Raw genomic sequence first — 16636 nt, 5'->3', positions numbered from 1 at the left:
CAGACAGACACCGAGATTGATAGCAGATGAACCGTGATTTAAGAATTCCTGGCGGCGACATTGCAGCAGACCGCGCCGCCACACAGCTTCAATCCAAACTCCCCAAGGTCGGCACCACTATTTTTACTGTGATGTCGACGCTCGCCAGCGAAAAATCGGCAGTGAACCTGGGGCAAGGATTCCCCGATTTCGATTGCGATCCGGTCTTGGTCGACGCGGTTGGCGACGCCATGAAGAACGGCTTCAACCAGTATCCGCCGATGGCAGGTGTGCCGGCTCTGCGCCAGGCCATCGCCGCTAAAATCGAAAAACTGTATGGCCACAGCTACGATCCAGCCACCGACATCACCGTCACCGCCGGCGCCACCCAGGGCTTGCTGACCGCCATCATGTGCACGGTGCATGCGGGCGACGAAGTGATCGTGATCGAACCGGCATACGACAGCTACGTGCCAGCCATCGAACTGGCCGGCGGCAAGCCGGTGCCGGTGCAAATGACATTGGGCGCCGGTGGCTACGCCATACCGTGGGACCGGATTGCAGCGGCAGTCAGCCCGCGTACCCGCATGATCATGATCAACTCGCCGCACAATCCTACCGGCAGCGTACTGACCCCGGCCGATATCGAAGCGCTGAAAGATATCGTGCGCGGGACCGGAATCCTGATCTTGTCAGATGAAGTCTATGAGCATATGGTGTTCGACGGTGTGCGCCATGAATCGATTTGCCGCCATCCCGAACTCGCGGCGCGCGCCTTTGTCGTCTCCAGCTTTGGCAAGACCTATCACGTCACCGGCTGGAAAATCGGCTATGTGGCGGCGCCGGCGGCGCTTTCCGCGGAATTCCGCAAAGTGCATCAATACAATGTCTTCACCGTCAACACGCCGGTGCAGCATGGGATTGCGCAGTACATGCAAAATCCCGCACCCTACCTGGAGCTGCCGGCGTTTTATCAGCACAAGCGCGACCTGTTTCGCGCTGGCTTGAAGCAAACGCGCTTCAAACTGCTGCCAGCTGACGGCACCTATTTCCTGTGCGTCGATTACTCCGCCATCTCATCGTTGAGCGAGGCTGATTTCGCGATCTGGCTGACTTCTGAAATCGGTGTCGCCGCAATTCCGGTATCGGCGTTCTATCAAGCTCCACGGGAATCGGGCATCGTCCGTTTCTGCTTCGCCAAGCAAGACCAGACCTTGCAGCAGGCGCTGCAGCGCCTGGCAAAAATCTGAACGTATTTCAAGCACGCAGCGATACAACTTTAAAAAAGGAAATAGTCATGATCGATGTCTATAGCTGGCCCACACCGAACGGTCACAAGGTACACATCCTGCTGGAAGAGCTGGGCTTGCCCTATCGCGTGCACGCAGTCGATATCGGCGCCGGCGACCAGTTCAAGCCGGACTTCCTGTCGATTTCGCCCAACAATAAAATCCCGGCGATCGTCGATGCCGACGGCCCCGACGGCAAGCCGATTTCTCTTTTTGAATCGGGCGCGATCCTGATTTACCTGGCCGGCAAGAGCGGCAAATTCCTGGGCCATACCGATCGTGAGAAATTCAGCACCCTGCAATGGCTGATGTTCCAGATGGGCGCGGTCGGGCCAATGCTGGGCCAGACTCACCATTTCCGCATCTACGCGCCGGAAAAGATAGAGTATGCCGTCAATCGCTATACCAACGAAGCCAAGCGCATCTACGGCGTGATCGACAAGCAATTGTCACAACACCCCTACCTCGCCGGCAATGAATATACGATCGCCGACATCGCCACTTTCCCGTGGCTTCGTTCCTGGAAAAACCAGGGCATAGAACTGAGCGACTTTCCGCATCTGAAAGCCTGGTTCGATATGATCAGCGAACGCCCGGCGGTCCAGCGCGGCGTCGCAGTGCTGGCCTCGGCCCGCAAGCCGCTGACCGACGACAAGGCGCGGGATATCCTGTTTGGCGCTCAGCAATATCAGAAACGATAAAGAATGTAGGGTGGGCACGGAAGTGCCCACCCTACGATGCAGGATAACTAACCGCCAATATTTCCAGTTCATCAAGCCCGGCCGGCGTCATCAAGGTTACGCTCTCGCCTTCATGGGCCTTGGTCAAGGCGCGCGCCACCGGAGAAATCCAGCTGATCTTGCCATGCAGCGGATCCAGTTCATCGATGCCGACGATGGTCACCGTGTGCTCTTCGCCGGCATGATTCTGGTAAGTCACCGTGGCGCCGAAAAACACCTGGTCGCGGCCGTGATGCACACTCGGATCGACCACTTCGGCCAGATCCAGGCGCTTGGTCAAAAAGCGGATGCGGCGGTCGATTTCACGCAGTCTGCGCTTGCCATAAATATAATCGCCGTTTTCGGAACGGTCGCCATTCGAGGCGGCCCAGGAAACGATGCGCACCACTTCCGGCCGGTCCACATCAATCAGACGCAACAGCTCGTCTTTCATGCGTTGATAGCCTGCCGGCGTCATGTAATTCTTGGTGCCGGGCGGGATCGCCGGCAGTCCGAATTCCAGATCGTCGTCATCGCCTTCAGATTCTTTTACAAATGCCTTGTTCATAGCTGACATTGTAGTTCCAATTGCGCTGCGACTGCCGATTCGGCTCCTGAACATGGCTTTTATTGCATGGCGGTATGGTAAAGTCAGGCCGGTGCAATGTTGCCCGCGTCGACTCCAGATCCCGTCATATGCCTGCCAATTCTTCCCGCAATGCCCCTTCCGCTCCTTTCCGGATCGGCCTCGCCACCAGCCGCAGCCATCAGAACGGCGCCGATTCGGCGCTGGCGCAACTGCTCGCGGGTAGCCGCCACCTCATCGAGCAGCAACTGAAGCCGCAACTGATCGTCGTCGGCCGCACGCTGGACGCCATGCAGCGGCTCGGCTTGCTGCTTGACTATCCGCACATCGAACGCTTCCCTTACGGCCGTCACGGCGGCCTGATGAAACTGGTGTCGCGGGTGGTCGACGCCGATCCGGCGCGGACCCTGGATGCGGTGATCTACCTGATGGATCCGGTCGATCCGTCATCGACCTTTCCGGAAGCGGTAGCCCTGAAACGGCAATGCGTGATTCACGGAAAACCGTTTTTATCGACGCTGGCCGGCGCCCGCGAATGGCTGGAGCTGGAAGGCATGGCGGCCGGCGCCGCACCGAACCCGGAGCTCGACCCGACTTTCAATCTGGCCCAAGAAGGCATCGCGCTGATCGCCCACGACGCCATGAAAGAGCGGATGCTGGACATTGCTGAACGTCATTTCCCGCTGCTCGATCAGTTTGCATTTCGCTGCGCCACCGGCACCACCGGCAGCCTGCTCAATAAGCTGGCGCAAAAAATAAAAGGTGAAGAAGCCGGACGCAACTGGGTAAAACCCTTCCTCAGCGGCCCGCTGGGCGGCGACGCCCAGATCGCTGAACTGATCCTGGATCGCCAGCAATGCCGGCGCGTACTGTTTCTGGAAGATCCGCACGTCGCGCGCCAGCACGAAGCGGATATCCAGTTGCTGGAACGCGCCGCCCGCACCGTCACCGACTACGCGCTCTGTATCAGCGATGCTGAATGCGGCGAACGCTGGCTGACCTTGCTGCAGCAGCGCGCTGCATTGGCAAAACGCTAAGCAGTCACCGCACGGCAGTGAAAGCTGCCGTCGCTGTTACCGGTACTCTGGCATTCGAGCGCAACGGTCGCAGTGCCGTTGGCGGAGATGCGGTTTTGTCGTGACAATGCGACATTTTTATAGTGGTCGTGGCAGATTTTCCTGTAGTTCAGATTATCGGCTCAATTTTTTTGAAAAACAGCCGTTAACAGTGTTTAGGCAGTATTTAGCCTGTTTAGGAAAATCGATTTTGCAGCATTCACCATCATCCACTATAAAAATTCCAAGATGCGTAACGAAAATTTCATAGTTCGAGAACCTTTGCTAGATCCGAAACAGGTCGTTATCGGCTACGACCTCACCTGGCAGGAAACTGACGACGATGCCGATGTGCAGACGAAAGAATATGACTTACTTGTTTTGCTGAGTTTCGTCGCCGACAAACTGAGCGACGAAAAAACCGGCTGGTTGCTGGGTAATAAACTGCTGTTCCTGGAGGCATCGCCGGCCCTGCTTAAAAGCGAGGCGCTCAAAAGGATGCCGGCCGCCAGCATCGTGCTGACACTCAAGCACAGCGACCTCGCCGATCCGGACACCTTGGCTGCGGTAAATACCTTGCGCGCCGAAGGCTATGGCATATCGCTGCGTGATGCAGAGCTGGCCGGCGCGGCGCTACCCGCTGACATCTCACATCTTGAAGTACGATTTTCCGCCGGCAATTTTGCGGCGCAGGCACGCCACTACGCGGCGCTGAAAAAATCGTCGTTGCGCATGGTCGGCCGGCCGGTCAGCAACTGGCAGGACTATGACGCTTGCGCCTTGCTGGGACTGGATGCTTTCATCGGCAAGCTGCACCTGACGCCGCGCCCCGGCAAACGCGCCACCGGCTTGAATCCTGCTCAGAAACACATTGTGCAAATCATGAACCTGGTTGCCAAGAACGAGAATCTGCAAAAAATCGAAGAAATCTTCAAACACGATCCGGGCTTGTCTTACGAACTGCTGCGCTTCATCAATTCCGCTGCATTCGGCTTGAAAACGGAAGTGCAGTCACTGCGCGCCGCCCTCGCCTTGCTGGGCTACGAAGCGCTGTTTCAATGGCTGTCCTTGTTATTGGCGACCGCCAGCAGCAGCGGCTATTCGCCGGTGCTGATGGAAACGGCGATCGTTCGCGGGCGCTTCTCCGAGTTGCTCGGAAAAAAATACCTGCCTAAGGGCGAATCGGAAAACCTGTTTGTGGCCGGTATCTTTTCGCTGCTGGACCGCTTGCTCGGCGTCAGCATGGAGGAAGTTCTCGCCAACATCAAACTATCCGACCAGGTGGCCGCAGCGCTGCTGACACGATCCGGACCGTATGGCCCTTATGTGGCGCTGGCCGAGGCTTGCGAGCTGAACTCGCCGCTGATCGGCCCGTTGGCCAGCTCGCTGAAGATCAGCCCGGCGGAAGTCAACCTGGCGCATCTGTCGGCGCTGGCATGGGCGCAGAATCTGGGCGTGAAGGCCGTTTAAACTGCGGCGGCGGCTGCCGGCTGATTGCCGACCAGCTGCCGCTGCCAGTTGCGCAAGCCGATAACGGCCAGCACGATGAACGCGGCGTACAAACCCGCGGTCAGGTTCAGATCCTTATAGATATACACGCCGACATAGATGATGTCGACCGCGATCCATAGCCACCAGTTGGCGACGTATTTGCGCGCCATCCAGAACTGGGCCACCAGGCTGAAGCTGGTCAGCGCCGAATCCAGCCAGGGAATGTGCGCATCGGTAAAGCTGGCCATGACATAACCCAGCACTACGCTGCCTGACGCCCCGGCCAGCAAGCCGGTCAGCCAGCCGGATTTCGACAAACGCCGCGGCTGAATATGATGGTTGTCTTGCCGGCTATGGTGCTGCTCCGGCACGGCCCTGCTCCACTGCCACCAGCCATACAATTGCATGACCGCAAAGATCAATTGCAGCAACAGATCCGAATACAGCTTCGCATCCAGGAATATGCGCGCATATAACAGCACCGAGACCAGGCCGATAGGCCAGCACCACAAATGGCGGCGCGCGGTCAGCCAGACTGCCAAGGCGCTGATGATGACTGCACTGATTTCCAAACCTGACATCAGGACTCCTGTTGTTTGTTTTTATGGTTGCTGCGGCGCTGCAGATGATCCAGCAGATATTCGCCGGCATCGCTATTAAACCACTCGGCATGGCCGAGGAAATATGTATCGTAGGCCAGCGCCGAGTTTTCGGCGGATTTCTGCACGCCATGAAAATAAGCCAGCTCCGACAGCGCGAATTCAGCATGCGCCAAAGGCAGCAATGCCGGCAAGGCAGCCGCTTCCAGCACCGACAATGGACGCACCGCCTCGTAAGCATCGAGCATGGCGTCCAGTTGATCGATATGCACCAAGCCACGTTGATTGACAGGCATCGACGGCAGGGCCAGCCATTCGATCAGGTTGCGCTCGATGGCGATGGCAAGATCGTAGACAGCGCAGGTACGATCGGCCAGGCCGAAATCGACCACGGTCGCGACCGCAGTCGATAGTTCAGCTGGCACATGCGGCTGCCACAGCAGGTTGGAAGCATGCCAGTCGTTATGCGTCCATAAGGGCGTCAAGCCATGCAACATGGGGCTTAAACGCGCATGGAACGGCAACAGCACGCGCCCCACTTCCTGTTGCCAGTCACGCTGCGCCAGGTAGTCGGCCAATGCCGGCCGCTCCTGCATGTAAAGCCCGATCCGGCTCAGCACTCCTTGCGGATCTTCAATATTGAACAAGGTAAAGCCGGACGCCAGCAATTTGGTGCTGCGCGCCGGCGCATCGTAACCGCGCGCCGCGAGATGCAGCCTGGCCAGCGCGCCGCCTGCCGCCGCCGCATCCGCAGTGCTGGCGAAAGGCGTCCATGAGGTTGCATCGCGATAGCGGTCAACGCCCTGTCCGACGCGCTGCACCTCGTAAGTCCAGTCGCCGTCGGCATGGGCAGTGTTGCCGTCGCTGGCTTGCAATACCTCGCTGACCGCCATTCCATGCTGCTGCAGATGTGCCATGAAGCGGTGCTCGTCCATCAATTCGTCCGCGGTCCGTATCACCCGCAACAAGCGCTTTACAAATACCGGGCCTGATACTGTGTCGGCTACACAAGCACTGGAAAACGGCCGCGGACTATGCCAGTTCAGGCGTGCGACTGTGCCGACCTGCGGATAATGGCGCAACAGCCGCGCTACCTCATCCAGGGTCAGCGCCGGCCAGCTTGACGCCACCGCATCCAGGCCCATGCCGTGGCTCAACACCGCAGGCATGCCTGGGCCGATCGCGTCATCTTGTCTGGGGTCGCTCATGCGGCGTTCCTGATCCTTATCAAAAGTCGTACTGAACCGACAAACGGGCGGTACGCGGTGCGCCCAGATGCAGATAGCCATCGCCGATGTATTCGCCGACATCTTTCCAATAACGCTTGTCGAACAGATTATCTACGCTCAGACGCACCGCCGTTGCATGACCCGCCACGCTGGTCTTGTAACGCAAGCCGGCATTGAACAAAGAATAGGCCGGCACGTCGACGCTGCCTTCCCGCGTGGCCGCTTTGCTGCCGCTGTATTGCCAGCCGCCCAGCACGCTCAGGCCAGTAATCTGCGGCACTGCGTAGGCCGCATACAGGGCGGCGCGCAGCCGCGGCACATTGATTGCTTGATGGCCGTCGTAAGCCGGCGTGCCGGTATCCTCGGCGCGTGCCTGGATCATGGCCAGGCTGGCCGTCAGCCGCAGTTGCTTGCTGACCTGGCCAGCTGCATTCAGCTCTATCCCGCGATGCGTTTCGCTACCTTGCCGGACATAGGTGAAGCCATTCTCGTCCGGCATGGGATATTCGTAAGGCCTGCTCATCTGGAATATCGCCGCGCTCAGGCTGAGCTGGTCGCGCCAATCGTATTTGACGCCGGCTTCGATTTGGCGCGACACGGCCGGCGGCAGGAAAGCAAAGGCGTTCTCGGTCCACCACGGGGCCTGGCCGCCCATCGTCAACCCCTTGCTGTAGCTGGTGTACAGGGACAGGTCCGCTTGCGGTTTGTACACCAGGGCGATCTGCGGCAACAGCAGTGTCTTGTCGGTGGTGCGCATCGCCGCGCCGGTAATATCCAGCGCCCGTTCATTCACCCACACCTGGCGGGCGCCGGCGATCAGTTGCCATTGCGGATTGAAACTGAGGCGATCTACCGCAAACAATGCCTTCTGCCGGCTGTCCAGGCGCAGATAGGAAGCGTCCGGCGTCAACGGCGACGGCGCATAGACGATCGGGTTCGGGTTATAGATATTATCGCTGCCGACATACTCATTGACGCCATCGCTCTGCGCCACGGTGCGGCGGAACATGCTCGCCCCCAAGGTCAGATCGTGGCGCAGCTTGCCGGTATCGAGATGTCCTTGCAGCACCGCCTGCAACTGGTCGTTGCGTCGGGTGTCGTCAGGGAAACGATAATCGTAGATATCGAAATCGCCGCCGGCGCTGAAATAACGCGCCGGCGTCCCGCCTGCGCCGCAGCTGGCGCCATAACCGCAGCCGTACGGAAACGCTGAATTATCGTCGATCACCACCCGGCTGTGGCTGGCCGCCAGATACGCATGCCAGTCAGGCGTCAGGTCAAGATCCAGGCGCAGATTCAGGTTAACCGAGTTGATCGTGACCGGCTTGGCCCACGGTTGCGCGCCCAGCAATTTTTCCGGAGAGACGTTGCTTGGGACGACTGTGCCGCCCAGCAGTTGATAGCCCGGCGCGGAGCGTTGCTCGCGGTGCTGATACTCGGCGTCGAATTGCAGCCGCGCCTGCGGTGTGATCACCCAGTCGGCGGCCAGCGAGGCGAAATTACGCTCGCCGTCGGCATCGTTCACATACGAATGCAGGCTTTCGTGGGCGGCGTTGATGCGGATCCCGAACTGCTTTTGCTCGCCGAACAAGGCGCCGATATCGGCCGCCAGGTAACGCGAGCCGCGCGAGTCTGTCTCAAGCGTGACAGAGCGTACATCGGCCGGGCGCTTGGTCACATAGTTGATCAGGCCGCCTGGAGCGGCCATGCCGCTTTGCAGGCCGGCCAGCCCCTTCAGGATTTCAACGCTCTCCTTGTTTTCAAGCGCCACATTCTGTTCGCCGGCAATGCTCATGCCGTTGATCTGGTAACTCGACGCCAGATCCAGCGCAAAGCCGCGAATGGTGAAATTTTCGTAGTAGCCGACCGGCGCGTAATTGTCGCCGACCGCGGCATCGTTGCGCACTACTTCACTGAGTAAGCGTGATTGCTGGTCATCCAGCTGGCTGCGCGTGATGACCGAAATCGAGGCAGACGTGTCCAGCAAGGAAGCTTCGCCGAATGTCCCGATCGACGCCGATCTCTTGCGATAACTGTCGGCGCCGGTTACGGTAACGGTCGGCAACGCAGGAGCGTCGTCCGCCTTGGTTTGCAATTGCCCGGTCTGCCCGGAAGCATGTGCCGCAGTCTCTTTTTGATCGGAAATGCTTTGCGCATGCGCCATGTGGGCGGTGGCTGCGGCAATTAATGTAATCAACAGTTTTTTTCTGGCTGGCAGCGGTAACGTGCGCGTACGGATAGCTACAGAGTGCAATTCTTTTATATTTATCATTATTTTATTGTCATATATACACATCAACACACGTCAATACATATCGATTGATTAATGTACATATATAAAATCTAAAAATCCGGAGGCAATTAAAACAGGACTCGCATTATCCGTCTTTTTGATTAGATTGGAATTAGAGCGTGAGCAATATCGGCGTTTGCATCCGCAGCCCCTATTGCTTCGTATACCAATGTGACGCCATTTGAGAACCAAAGGAGGTGAGCTCATGGTTAGCCGACGCAATATGATCCTGAGAGCTGGCGCCACGCTGTTGGCGGGCGGATTGCTGGCAAGCCGGGAGCGGCGGACGTTTGCCGCTGAAACGTTTGAAATCACCCATACCGATGCCGAATGGAAGCAACGCCTGACGGCAACCCAGTATGCGATCTTGCGGCAGGAAGGCACGGAGCGGCCGTTTTCCAGTCCGCTCGACCATGAAAAACGCGCCGGCACCTATTTTTGCGCAGGTTGCGATTTGGCGGCTTTTTCGTCCAGGAGCAAATTCGACAGCGGCACCGGCTGGCCCAGTTTCTGGCAACCGCTGCCAAACGCGGTTGCCACCAGAACCGACACCACGTTCGGCATGAGCCGCACCGAAGTGCATTGCCGCCGTTGCGGCGGCCATCTGGGCCATGTATTCAACGACGGGCCGAAACCTACCGGCCTGCGCTATTGCATGAACGGCGCCGTGCTGAAGTTCAAACCCGAAGTCTGAACTCCGGGCTTTAACCAGGCTCGGCTCTACACTCGGTCTTATACGCGACGGGTGCCGGTATCGACTGCCTTGGTCTGCCCCGACTCCAGCGTAAAGCCGGCGCCGGAATCGGTGCCCAGCACCTTGACCAGGTAAGGCATCAATTCTTTCAGCATCGGCTCCAGCGTCCATGGCGGGTTGATCACGAACATGCCGCTGCTGTGCAAGCCGAAGCCATCCGGCGACGGCGTCTTCACGGTCAGCGTGACGTTCAGCCAGCCGTTGGCTTTCATGCGCTTCAGCTTGTCCGGCATCTGGCGCGACTCCATCCGGTTCAACAGCGGATACCAGACGGCATAGGTGCCGGTGGAAAAACGCGTCAGCGCGTCTTCGATGGTGTTCTTGACGTGGCGGTAATCTTCTTTGACCTCATACGGCGGATCGATCAGCACCAGACCGCGGCGCGACGGCGGCGGCAGCAAGGCCTTCAGGCCGAGGAAGCCATCGCCCAGCTGGATCATGACGCGTTTGCCGCGGCCGTTGCCGCGCGGGTTGCGCTCGGCTTCCAGGCGGCGGAAATTATCGGTCAGGATCTTGCCGTCGCTCGGGTGCAGCTCAAACAGGCGCAGGCGATCCTGCTCGCGCATGACGGCATCGGCGCAATACGGCGAACCGGGGTAGTAGCGCAGCTTGCCGTCGGGATTCAACTGGCGGACTACGTCCACATACTCCGCCACCGCCGGCGGCAAATCCTTGCGGTCCCAGAGACGGCTGATACCGGTCTCGAACTCGGCGTTTTTCGACGCATAACCGCCATCCAGCGCATATACGCCGGCGCCGGCATGGGTGTCGATGACCATGTAGGAGGTATCTTTCTGGCCCAGGTAGCGCAATAACTGGATGGTGACCAAGTGCTTCAGCACATCGGCATGATTGCCCGCATGGAAGGCATGGCGGTAACTCAACATAGGAAACTCTATCGTGGTGAAGTGTGTTGCCACACTCTACATCAAAGAACCGGTCGGCTGCTGTGTAGAAGTGCGGCGAGGTGGCCTGGGAACTGCGTAGTGCAACAAAGCGCCCCGTGCGCAAACGACCCGCATTCTAGCATTGTGGCAATCGAGAAGAAAAAGCTATTCGATTACCCGATTTTCAGCTTGCATTTTCAACATCTCTTCCGCCACTTTGACGCAAGCTTCAATATGCCTGTTCCCGATCGCCCGGAATGCAGAAAAACCGATCGCCGCCGACACCATCTGGCCGGCGATGGGCACCAGCCGGGTAGCATTCTTCGACGCCAGCTTGACGCCGCTGCGCGTGAGGATGTTAAGCATCAGCTCACGTGTCACCAGCCGCCCCACCAGCGTGCTGCCGAGGCCGACGATAGTGCTATAGGTCGCTACCATGAGTTTAGGCTGGAGTTTTTCGATCTGCTGCGGCGTCATGCCGAATTCGGCATTGATGTCCTCGATCAGGCGCGACAGCAAATGGATATCGATTGCAACATCGACGCCCATGATCGGCAGAGCCGAAGCGGCGGCGGACAGCAGCGCGCGCCTGGCCACCATCTGCCGGCAGCGCTGACGCACCGTGTGCAGCGCATGTTCGGAAGCGGGAATCAGGATTCCCGCGACCTCCCTGGCTGGCTTGCGCCCACGCAGCCGGTCGAACATCAGCTCGCCGCCTTGCCTTTGACGAAGCCGTAAATCAACAGCAGGATGAAAGCGCCGACGATGGAGCCAATAAAGCCCGCGCCCTGGCCGGCGTGATACCAGCCCAGAGCCTGGCCGATATAGCCAGCCAAAAACGAACCGGCTATGCCCAGCAAGGTAGTCACGATAAAGCCCATGTTCTCCCTCCCTGGGTGAAGAAACTTAGCAATCACGCCAACGATGAAACCCACGACGATTGTCCACAGAATTTCCATTGAAGCTCCTCAGAGTTGTTGTCGGCTGCGGGCCGCTGGTTCTGGTAAAACCGGCGGCCCGGCGTCCAATATAGAGCAAAGCTTGCCGCTGCGCAGCGCCTGGACAGCAAATTTATGTGAAATATTGCATTAAAGATAAATAAATAACAAACAAGGCGAGCTGCGAATTTTCTACGAGTTTCTATTTTTGACCGGGCTACGCATGCAGCTCGTGCGAGCGATCCAGCCGGAAATACGCATCCAGCAAGGACGTCTTGTAGACCGCGCCCAACAATTCCGGATCCTCGTGGCTGCGCACCACCGGCAGCCGCTCGCCCTGATGATCCAGGAAAGATTGCAAGGCATCCCCCAGGGACATCTCCGGCGTCACCACATGCAGGAATTCGCGCCGCACAAAATCTGCCGCCACCCGCGTTTGCGTATCGCTCTTCTCCAGCAGACAGGAAGTAATATCTTGCAACGCCACCACGCCGCAATAACGATTGCGCTGGTCGACGATATAAATATATTTCACCGGATATTTCAGGAACAGCCCGCTGATTTCGGAGAATGACGCTGTCAGCGGCAACACGGTATCCGCCGGCCGTATCAGTTCGCTCATGTGGATGCCGCGCAGGCGCACCCGCTCTTGGGCGTCGCGATTGCGCTTGATCGTGATGTCGTACATGGAAGCGCCGTTGATGCTGCGCGCGATGAAGTAAGCCACCACGCAAGACAGCATCAGCGGCAACACCACCTGATAGCTCAAGGTCATCTCGAATATCATCAGGATCGCCATCAGCGGCGCGCTGGTCGCCGCCGCCAGGAATGCGCCCATGCCCACCATCGCATAGGCAAACGGCGCCGAGGTGGCGCCTGGCAGCACGACATGCAGCGCTTGTCCGAACAGGTAGCCGATGGCGGCGCCGACGAACAGCGTCGGCGTGAAGATGCCGCCGACCGCGCCGGAGCCGGTGGTGATGGCAGTGGCCGCCACCTTGAACAACAGCATCAGCAATACGCTCCACCACAGCCAAGGCGTATGCAGCAGCGAATTGACCACGCTATAGCCGTTACCCCAGACCTCCGGCATCCAGATCGAAATCAGGCCCACCAGCAAGCCACCAAGGCCCAGCCGCAGCGGTAACGGCAATGCGCTCTTGGTAAACAGTTTTTTGGAAAATCCCAGCAAACGCAGAAATTGCGGCGCAGCGATGCCGGCCATGATGCCGAGCAACACGAACCACAAAATCTCGATGCCGGCGATAGGCGGGAACGGCGGCATCTCATACGCCGGATGGTAGCCGGGCAATTCGCGCATGGTGATGTTGGCGACCACCGAGGCCACCACCACCGGACCGAAACTCTCCATGACAATCGCGCCCAGCACGATTTCGGTCACAAAAAATGCGCCGGCAATCGGCGCGTTGTAGGCGGAGGTAATCCCGGCCGCCGCACCGCACGCCACCAGCAGGCGCAAGCGCGCCGGGTTGAAATGCGTGAAACGGCCCACCAGCGATGCCGCCAGCGCCGCCAGCTGCACCATAGGGCCTTCGCGCCCGATCGAACCGCCGGTGACCACAGTCGCCAGCGAAGACAAACTGCGCAACAAACTCTGCCGCACCGGAATGTTACCGTCGCCAATCGCTACCGCTTCCATGTAGTCCGAGGTAGCGCTGGACGGCACGCGCTTCGCCAGCACCAGGATCGCGCCGGCGATCAGGCCGCCGGCGGCCGGCAGCAACAGCCGCATAGACCACGGCAAGCTTTTGGCCATGGCGACAAAACTGCCGCTCTGGCCGGTCAGCAGCAACTGCAAACCGTAGATGCATTCGCGGAACAGCATCGTCGCCAGGGCGCCCAGGAAACCGACCACCGCAGCCCACAGCAGCATCGAGTGGCTTTCCGAAAAATGGAACTGCCGCTGCAGGCGAATCCGGTATCTTAAGAGCGTACTACGTGGAAGCATAGTGTGTGATGACAAGGAGATGGTGGTTGGAATGCTGCCGCTTTACCTGGCTGCCGGGCTATCCGGCGCCGCCATCAGCGCGTCGAAATACGCCATATCGGCAGCCACCGCCGCTTCCGCCTTGATTTGCATGGCTTGATAACGGGCGATGATCTCATGCCCGCTTGGCGTGACTTGTGCGCCGCCGCCTTTGGCGCCGCCAGTCGCGGTCGCCACCAGCGGCGACTGGAAGCATTGGTTCATCGCCTCGACCAGCAACCAGGCGCGGCGATAAGACATGCCGATAGCGCGCGCTGCCGCAGAAATCGAACCGCTTTGATGGATGGCTAGCAACAGTGCCGCCTTGCCTGGCCCGAAGGCGATTGCATCGCCCTGCATCACCCTGAGTCGAATCGATTTGGAATTTACCATACCCGGGATTGTAGCAAGGCGCTAGGCAGCGATTCAGGTATTTTAATGACAAGCACGCTGCGCCGGCAGGATTTCACGGCGTTCCAATCTCAGTTCCAACGTTATTAAGGTTGACCAGCGCTGTATCCTGCCATATATTTCGATTTTGCCATTTGCTGTCCAGGAGATATTGCGATGTTGCTTCGAATGTTACTTCCTTTTAAGCGCCTCCTTCTTGCCAGCGCCCTTCCTTTGCTGCTGTTGACGCCGGCAGCGCACGCGGCCGACCTGGTGGTTTCGGCTGCCGCCAGCCTGACCAATGCTTTCAAGGATCTGAGCCAGTCTTTTGAAGCCCTGCATCCAGACACCAAGGTGATACTCAACTTCGCCGCATCCGACGTCTTGCTGCAGCAAATCATCAAAGGCGCGCCGGCAGACGTGTTTGCTGCCGCCGACCAGGAAGCTATGAACAAGGCCGAAGCTGAAAAGGCGGTACTCGCCGCCAGCCGCAAGAATTTTGCGAGTAACCAGATCGTGCTGATCGTGCCGGCCGACAGCCAGCTGCACATCCAGCAATTGCAGGATCTGACCCAGCCGGCAGTCAAGCGGATCGCCTACGGCAATCCGGCTTCGGTGCCGGTCGGCCGTTACACCAAAGCGGCGCTGGAGCACGCCAACTTGTGGGACGCGGTTGCCGCCAAAGGCGTGCCGGCACAAAACGTGCGGCAAAGCCTGGACTACGTGGCGCGCGGCGAAGTCGAAGCCGGTTTCGTTTTCTCGACCGACGCGGCGATCATGCCAGCCAAGGTCAAGATCGCAATGCGCGTACCTTCGCCAACCGCGGTCAGCTACCCGATCGCCGTCACCGCCAATACCAAGCAAGCTGAGATGGCGGCCAAATTCGTCGCCTATGTGCTGTCGCCGGCCGGCCAGGCCACGCTGGCGCGCTACGGCTTCTTGAAACCCTGATGGCAGAGTGTTATCGTCAAGTTCTTCAGCACAGCAACAGGGTATGCGGTGAATAGAAAGCAGAAGTCATGAGTAGCCATGAATAGCGGGGTCTGGGTCGCCCTCTCGCTGTCCTTGAAAGTTGCAGGCTGGGCGACCCTGCTTAACATGCTGTTCGGTGTCGCTGCCGCGTATGGCTTGTCGCGCTGGCGCTCGCCGGCGCGCGATCTGGCGGACGCCATCCTGACCCTGCCGCTGGTACTGCCGCCGACTGTGCTCGGCTATTATCTGCTGGTGCTGCTGGGCCGCCGCGGCGTGTTCGGCGCCTGGCTGGAAAAATGGGGCATCGAGCTGGTGTTCACCTGGCAAGGCGCAGTGATCGCAGCCACCATCGTCGCCTTCCCGCTGGTCCTCAAATCAGCCCGCGCCGCCTTTGACAATGTCGATGTACAACTCGAAAACGCCGCCCGCGTACTGGGCGTGTCCGAGGCCGGCGTGTTCTTCCGCGTCACCTTGCCGCTAGCGTCCAAGGGCATTGCCGCAGGTGTATTGCTGGCATTTGCGCGCGCGCTAGGTGAATTCGGCGCCACCCTCATGATCGCCGGCAATCTGCCAGGCCGCACCCAGACTTTATCGGTCGCCATTTATGAAGCAGTACAAGCCGGCGACGACCAGAGCGCCAACCTGCTGGTGCTGATTACTTCGGCTACCTGCATCGTGGTGTTGCTGATCGCCGGCCGCCTGTTGCCGAAAAGCCAGCGGCGCAGGCAATCGTGATGAACTTCCTATGACCATCGACATCCGCATACGCAAACATTTGCAAGCCGGCGACCGCGGCTTCAATCTCGATATCGTCATGCATGCCGAGAGCGACCGCGTGGTGCTTTACGGCCCTTCTGGCGCCGGCAAGAGCCTCACCTTGCAGGCGATCGCCGGCTTGCTGACGCCTGACGAAGGCCTGATACGCCTCAAGCAAAAGCCATTGTTCGATAGCGCGGCCGGGATCTGCCTGCCGCCGCAAGAGCGCAAGGTGGCCTATCTGTTCCAGGACTATGCGCTGTTCCCTCACCTTACCGTGGCCCAGAACCTGGCTTTCGGCTTACGCTCAGGCTGCTTCAATCTGCGCCGGCCGCACGATCATCCGGCAGTAAGGAAATGGCTGGCCTCGTTCGAACTGAGCGCCACCGCCAATAGCTATCCGCATCAATTGTCGGGCGGCCAGCGGCAACGCGTGGCGCTGGCCAGGGCATTGGTGCTGGAACCGGATATCCTGTTGCTGGATGAACCGTTTTCTGCGCTGGATTTGAATTTGCGCGACAGGATGCGGCGTGAATTATCCGAGTTGCAACAGCAATTGAACGTGCCGATGATGGTGATCACCCACGATCCTGCCGACCTGGCCCTGCTGGGCGACGAAATATTCGAAATCCGCGACGGCATGATTACGCCGACGCCATCCGCCAGGACGTAAAAAAAGCGCGGTCGAAGCTGCGCTTTTTTTATGCTGCCG

At 59.0% G+C, this 16636-nt stretch carries 17 protein-coding genes; 8 read left to right on the top strand and 9 right to left on the bottom strand.

Annotation, left to right across the window (positions count from 1 at the left end; translation table 11 throughout):
• The first annotated feature begins 26 nt into the window (after positions 1-26).
• Positions 27-1229, top strand: a complete 1203-nt coding sequence (locus BLV81_RS14820; RefSeq protein WP_092357585.1) for a pyridoxal phosphate-dependent aminotransferase — start codon at positions 27-29, stop codon at positions 1227-1229.
• 47 nt (positions 1230-1276) lie between these two features.
• A complete protein-coding gene (locus tag BLV81_RS14815; protein WP_092357583.1) occupies positions 1277-1969 on the top strand; it encodes a glutathione binding-like protein in 693 nt (230 codons plus the stop codon).
• Positions 1970-2000: 31 nt separating this feature from the next.
• Here BLV81_RS14815 and greB read toward each other — a convergent pair whose 3' ends face one another.
• On the bottom strand, positions 2001-2555 hold the full coding sequence (greB, locus tag BLV81_RS14810) for a transcription elongation factor GreB (RefSeq protein WP_092357581.1): 555 nt from the start codon (positions 2553-2555) through the stop codon (positions 2001-2003).
• A 128-nt stretch (positions 2556-2683) separates the two neighbouring features.
• Between greB and BLV81_RS14805 the strand changes: the two genes are divergently transcribed.
• Together BLV81_RS14805 and BLV81_RS14800 are read left to right on the top strand one after the other, a co-directional pair.
• Positions 2684-3610 carry a hypothetical protein gene (locus tag BLV81_RS14805; RefSeq protein ID WP_092357579.1) on the top strand — a complete coding sequence of 309 codons (927 nt, stop codon included), beginning with the start codon at positions 2684-2686 and terminating at the stop codon, positions 3608-3610.
• A gap of 267 nt (positions 3611-3877) precedes the next feature.
• Entirely contained in the window at positions 3878-5098 is a 1221-nt protein-coding gene (locus BLV81_RS14800; protein WP_092357577.1) for an EAL and HDOD domain-containing protein, read from the top strand.
• Here BLV81_RS14800 and pnuC read toward each other — a convergent pair.
• The 3 genes from pnuC to BLV81_RS14785 are packed head-to-tail and all read right to left on the bottom strand — an operon-like array spanning position 5095 to position 9144.
• A complete protein-coding gene (pnuC, locus tag BLV81_RS14795; protein ID WP_176992843.1) occupies positions 5095-5700 on the bottom strand; it encodes a nicotinamide riboside transporter PnuC in 606 nt (201 codons plus the stop codon). The genes BLV81_RS14800 and pnuC overlap by 4 nt on opposite strands.
• Positions 5700-6926: a phosphotransferase enzyme family protein gene (locus BLV81_RS14790; RefSeq protein WP_092357573.1), complete on the bottom strand. Its 1227-nt coding sequence runs from the start codon at positions 6924-6926 to the stop codon at positions 5700-5702. The genes pnuC and BLV81_RS14790 overlap by 1 nt, the downstream gene beginning before the upstream one ends.
• Positions 6927-6945: 19 nt before the next feature.
• On the bottom strand, positions 6946-9144 hold the full coding sequence (locus tag BLV81_RS14785; RefSeq protein ID WP_255365233.1) for a TonB-dependent siderophore receptor: 2199 nt from the start codon (positions 9142-9144) through the stop codon (positions 6946-6948).
• 301 nt (positions 9145-9445) lie between these two features.
• Here BLV81_RS14785 and msrB point away from each other — a divergent pair, with 301 nt between their 5' ends.
• Complete coding sequence (gene msrB, locus BLV81_RS14780) at positions 9446-9934, top strand: peptide-methionine (R)-S-oxide reductase MsrB (RefSeq protein WP_092357570.1); 489 nt, start codon at positions 9446-9448, stop codon at positions 9932-9934.
• 38 nt (positions 9935-9972) lie between these two features.
• Here the strand turns inward: msrB and BLV81_RS14775 are convergent, their stop codons facing one another.
• The 5 genes from BLV81_RS14775 to BLV81_RS14755 form a co-directional block, all read right to left on the bottom strand.
• A complete protein-coding gene (locus BLV81_RS14775; RefSeq protein ID WP_092357568.1) occupies positions 9973-10881 on the bottom strand; it encodes a 23S rRNA (adenine(2030)-N(6))-methyltransferase RlmJ in 909 nt (302 codons plus the stop codon).
• A 165-nt stretch (positions 10882-11046) separates the two neighbouring features.
• Complete coding sequence (locus BLV81_RS14770; RefSeq protein WP_092357565.1) at positions 11047-11586, bottom strand: hypothetical protein; 540 nt, start codon at positions 11584-11586, stop codon at positions 11047-11049.
• Positions 11586-11840, bottom strand: a complete 255-nt coding sequence (locus BLV81_RS14765) for a GlsB/YeaQ/YmgE family stress response membrane protein (protein WP_092357563.1) — start codon at positions 11838-11840, stop codon at positions 11586-11588. Before BLV81_RS14765 ends, BLV81_RS14770 begins: the two co-directional genes overlap by 1 nt.
• Positions 11841-12036: 196 nt before the next feature.
• Positions 12037-13788, bottom strand: coding sequence for a ClcB-like voltage-gated chloride channel protein (locus tag BLV81_RS14760; protein WP_092357561.1), 1752 nt, complete (start codon positions 13786-13788; stop codon positions 12037-12039).
• A 42-nt stretch (positions 13789-13830) separates the two neighbouring features.
• A complete protein-coding gene (locus tag BLV81_RS14755; protein ID WP_092357559.1) occupies positions 13831-14199 on the bottom strand; it encodes a winged helix-turn-helix domain-containing protein in 369 nt (122 codons plus the stop codon).
• Between the two features lie 174 nt (positions 14200-14373).
• Here BLV81_RS14755 and modA point away from each other — a divergent pair, with 174 nt between their 5' ends.
• The 3 genes from modA to BLV81_RS14740 all read left to right on the top strand — a co-directional run bounded on the left by modA (position 14374) and on the right by BLV81_RS14740 (position 16597).
• Positions 14374-15147, top strand: a complete 774-nt coding sequence (gene modA / locus BLV81_RS14750; RefSeq protein WP_092357557.1) for a molybdate ABC transporter substrate-binding protein — start codon at positions 14374-14376, stop codon at positions 15145-15147.
• A gap of 78 nt (positions 15148-15225) precedes the next feature.
• Positions 15226-15903, top strand: coding sequence for a molybdate ABC transporter permease subunit (modB, locus tag BLV81_RS14745; RefSeq protein WP_092357555.1), 678 nt, complete (start codon positions 15226-15228; stop codon positions 15901-15903).
• Positions 15904-15913: 10 nt separating this feature from the next.
• Complete coding sequence (locus tag BLV81_RS14740) at positions 15914-16597, top strand: ABC transporter ATP-binding protein (RefSeq protein WP_092357553.1); 684 nt, start codon at positions 15914-15916, stop codon at positions 16595-16597.
• Positions 16598-16636: the final 39 nt, after the last annotated feature.

This window comes from Collimonas sp. OK242 (genome assembly GCF_900107095.1).
Lineage (GTDB): Bacteria > Pseudomonadota > Gammaproteobacteria > Burkholderiales > Burkholderiaceae_D > Collimonas.
The sequence above is the reverse complement of the archived record's forward strand: the minus strand, read 5'-3'. Positions and strand labels throughout refer to the sequence as shown.

Bases quoted from the DNA above. Each gene is read 5' to 3' on its own strand.
- BLV81_RS14775 (WP_092357568.1), bottom strand. From the start codon at position 10,881: ATGTTGAGTTACCGCCATGCCTTCCATGCGGGCAATCATGCCGATGTG.
- modA (WP_092357557.1), top strand. From the start codon at position 14,374: ATGTTGCTTCGAATGTTACTTCCTTTTAAGCGCCTCCTTCTTGCCAGC.
- BLV81_RS14755 (WP_092357559.1), bottom strand. From the start codon at position 14,199: ATGGTAAATTCCAAATCGATTCGACTCAGGGTGATGCAGGGCGATGCA.
- BLV81_RS14770 (WP_092357565.1), bottom strand. From the start codon at position 11,586: ATGTTCGACCGGCTGCGTGGGCGCAAGCCAGCCAGGGAGGTCGCGGGA.
- BLV81_RS14820 (WP_092357585.1), top strand. From the start codon at position 27: ATGAACCGTGATTTAAGAATTCCTGGCGGCGACATTGCAGCAGACCGC.
- BLV81_RS14805 (WP_092357579.1), top strand. From the start codon at position 2,684: ATGCCTGCCAATTCTTCCCGCAATGCCCCTTCCGCTCCTTTCCGGATC.
- BLV81_RS14790 (WP_092357573.1), bottom strand. From the start codon at position 6,926: ATGAGCGACCCCAGACAAGATGACGCGATCGGCCCAGGCATGCCTGCG.
- BLV81_RS14800 (WP_092357577.1), top strand. From the start codon at position 3,878: ATGCGTAACGAAAATTTCATAGTTCGAGAACCTTTGCTAGATCCGAAA.
- BLV81_RS14760 (WP_092357561.1), bottom strand. From the start codon at position 13,788: ATGCTTCCACGTAGTACGCTCTTAAGATACCGGATTCGCCTGCAGCGG.
- BLV81_RS14815 (WP_092357583.1), top strand. From the start codon at position 1,277: ATGATCGATGTCTATAGCTGGCCCACACCGAACGGTCACAAGGTACAC.
- pnuC (WP_176992843.1), bottom strand. From the start codon at position 5,700: ATGTCAGGTTTGGAAATCAGTGCAGTCATCATCAGCGCCTTGGCAGTC.
- msrB (WP_092357570.1), top strand. From the start codon at position 9,446: ATGGTTAGCCGACGCAATATGATCCTGAGAGCTGGCGCCACGCTGTTG.
- BLV81_RS14740 (WP_092357553.1), top strand. From the start codon at position 15,914: ATGACCATCGACATCCGCATACGCAAACATTTGCAAGCCGGCGACCGC.
- greB (WP_092357581.1), bottom strand. From the start codon at position 2,555: ATGAACAAGGCATTTGTAAAAGAATCTGAAGGCGATGACGACGATCTG.
- modB (WP_092357555.1), top strand. From the start codon at position 15,226: ATGAATAGCGGGGTCTGGGTCGCCCTCTCGCTGTCCTTGAAAGTTGCA.
- BLV81_RS14765 (WP_092357563.1), bottom strand. From the start codon at position 11,840: ATGGAAATTCTGTGGACAATCGTCGTGGGTTTCATCGTTGGCGTGATT.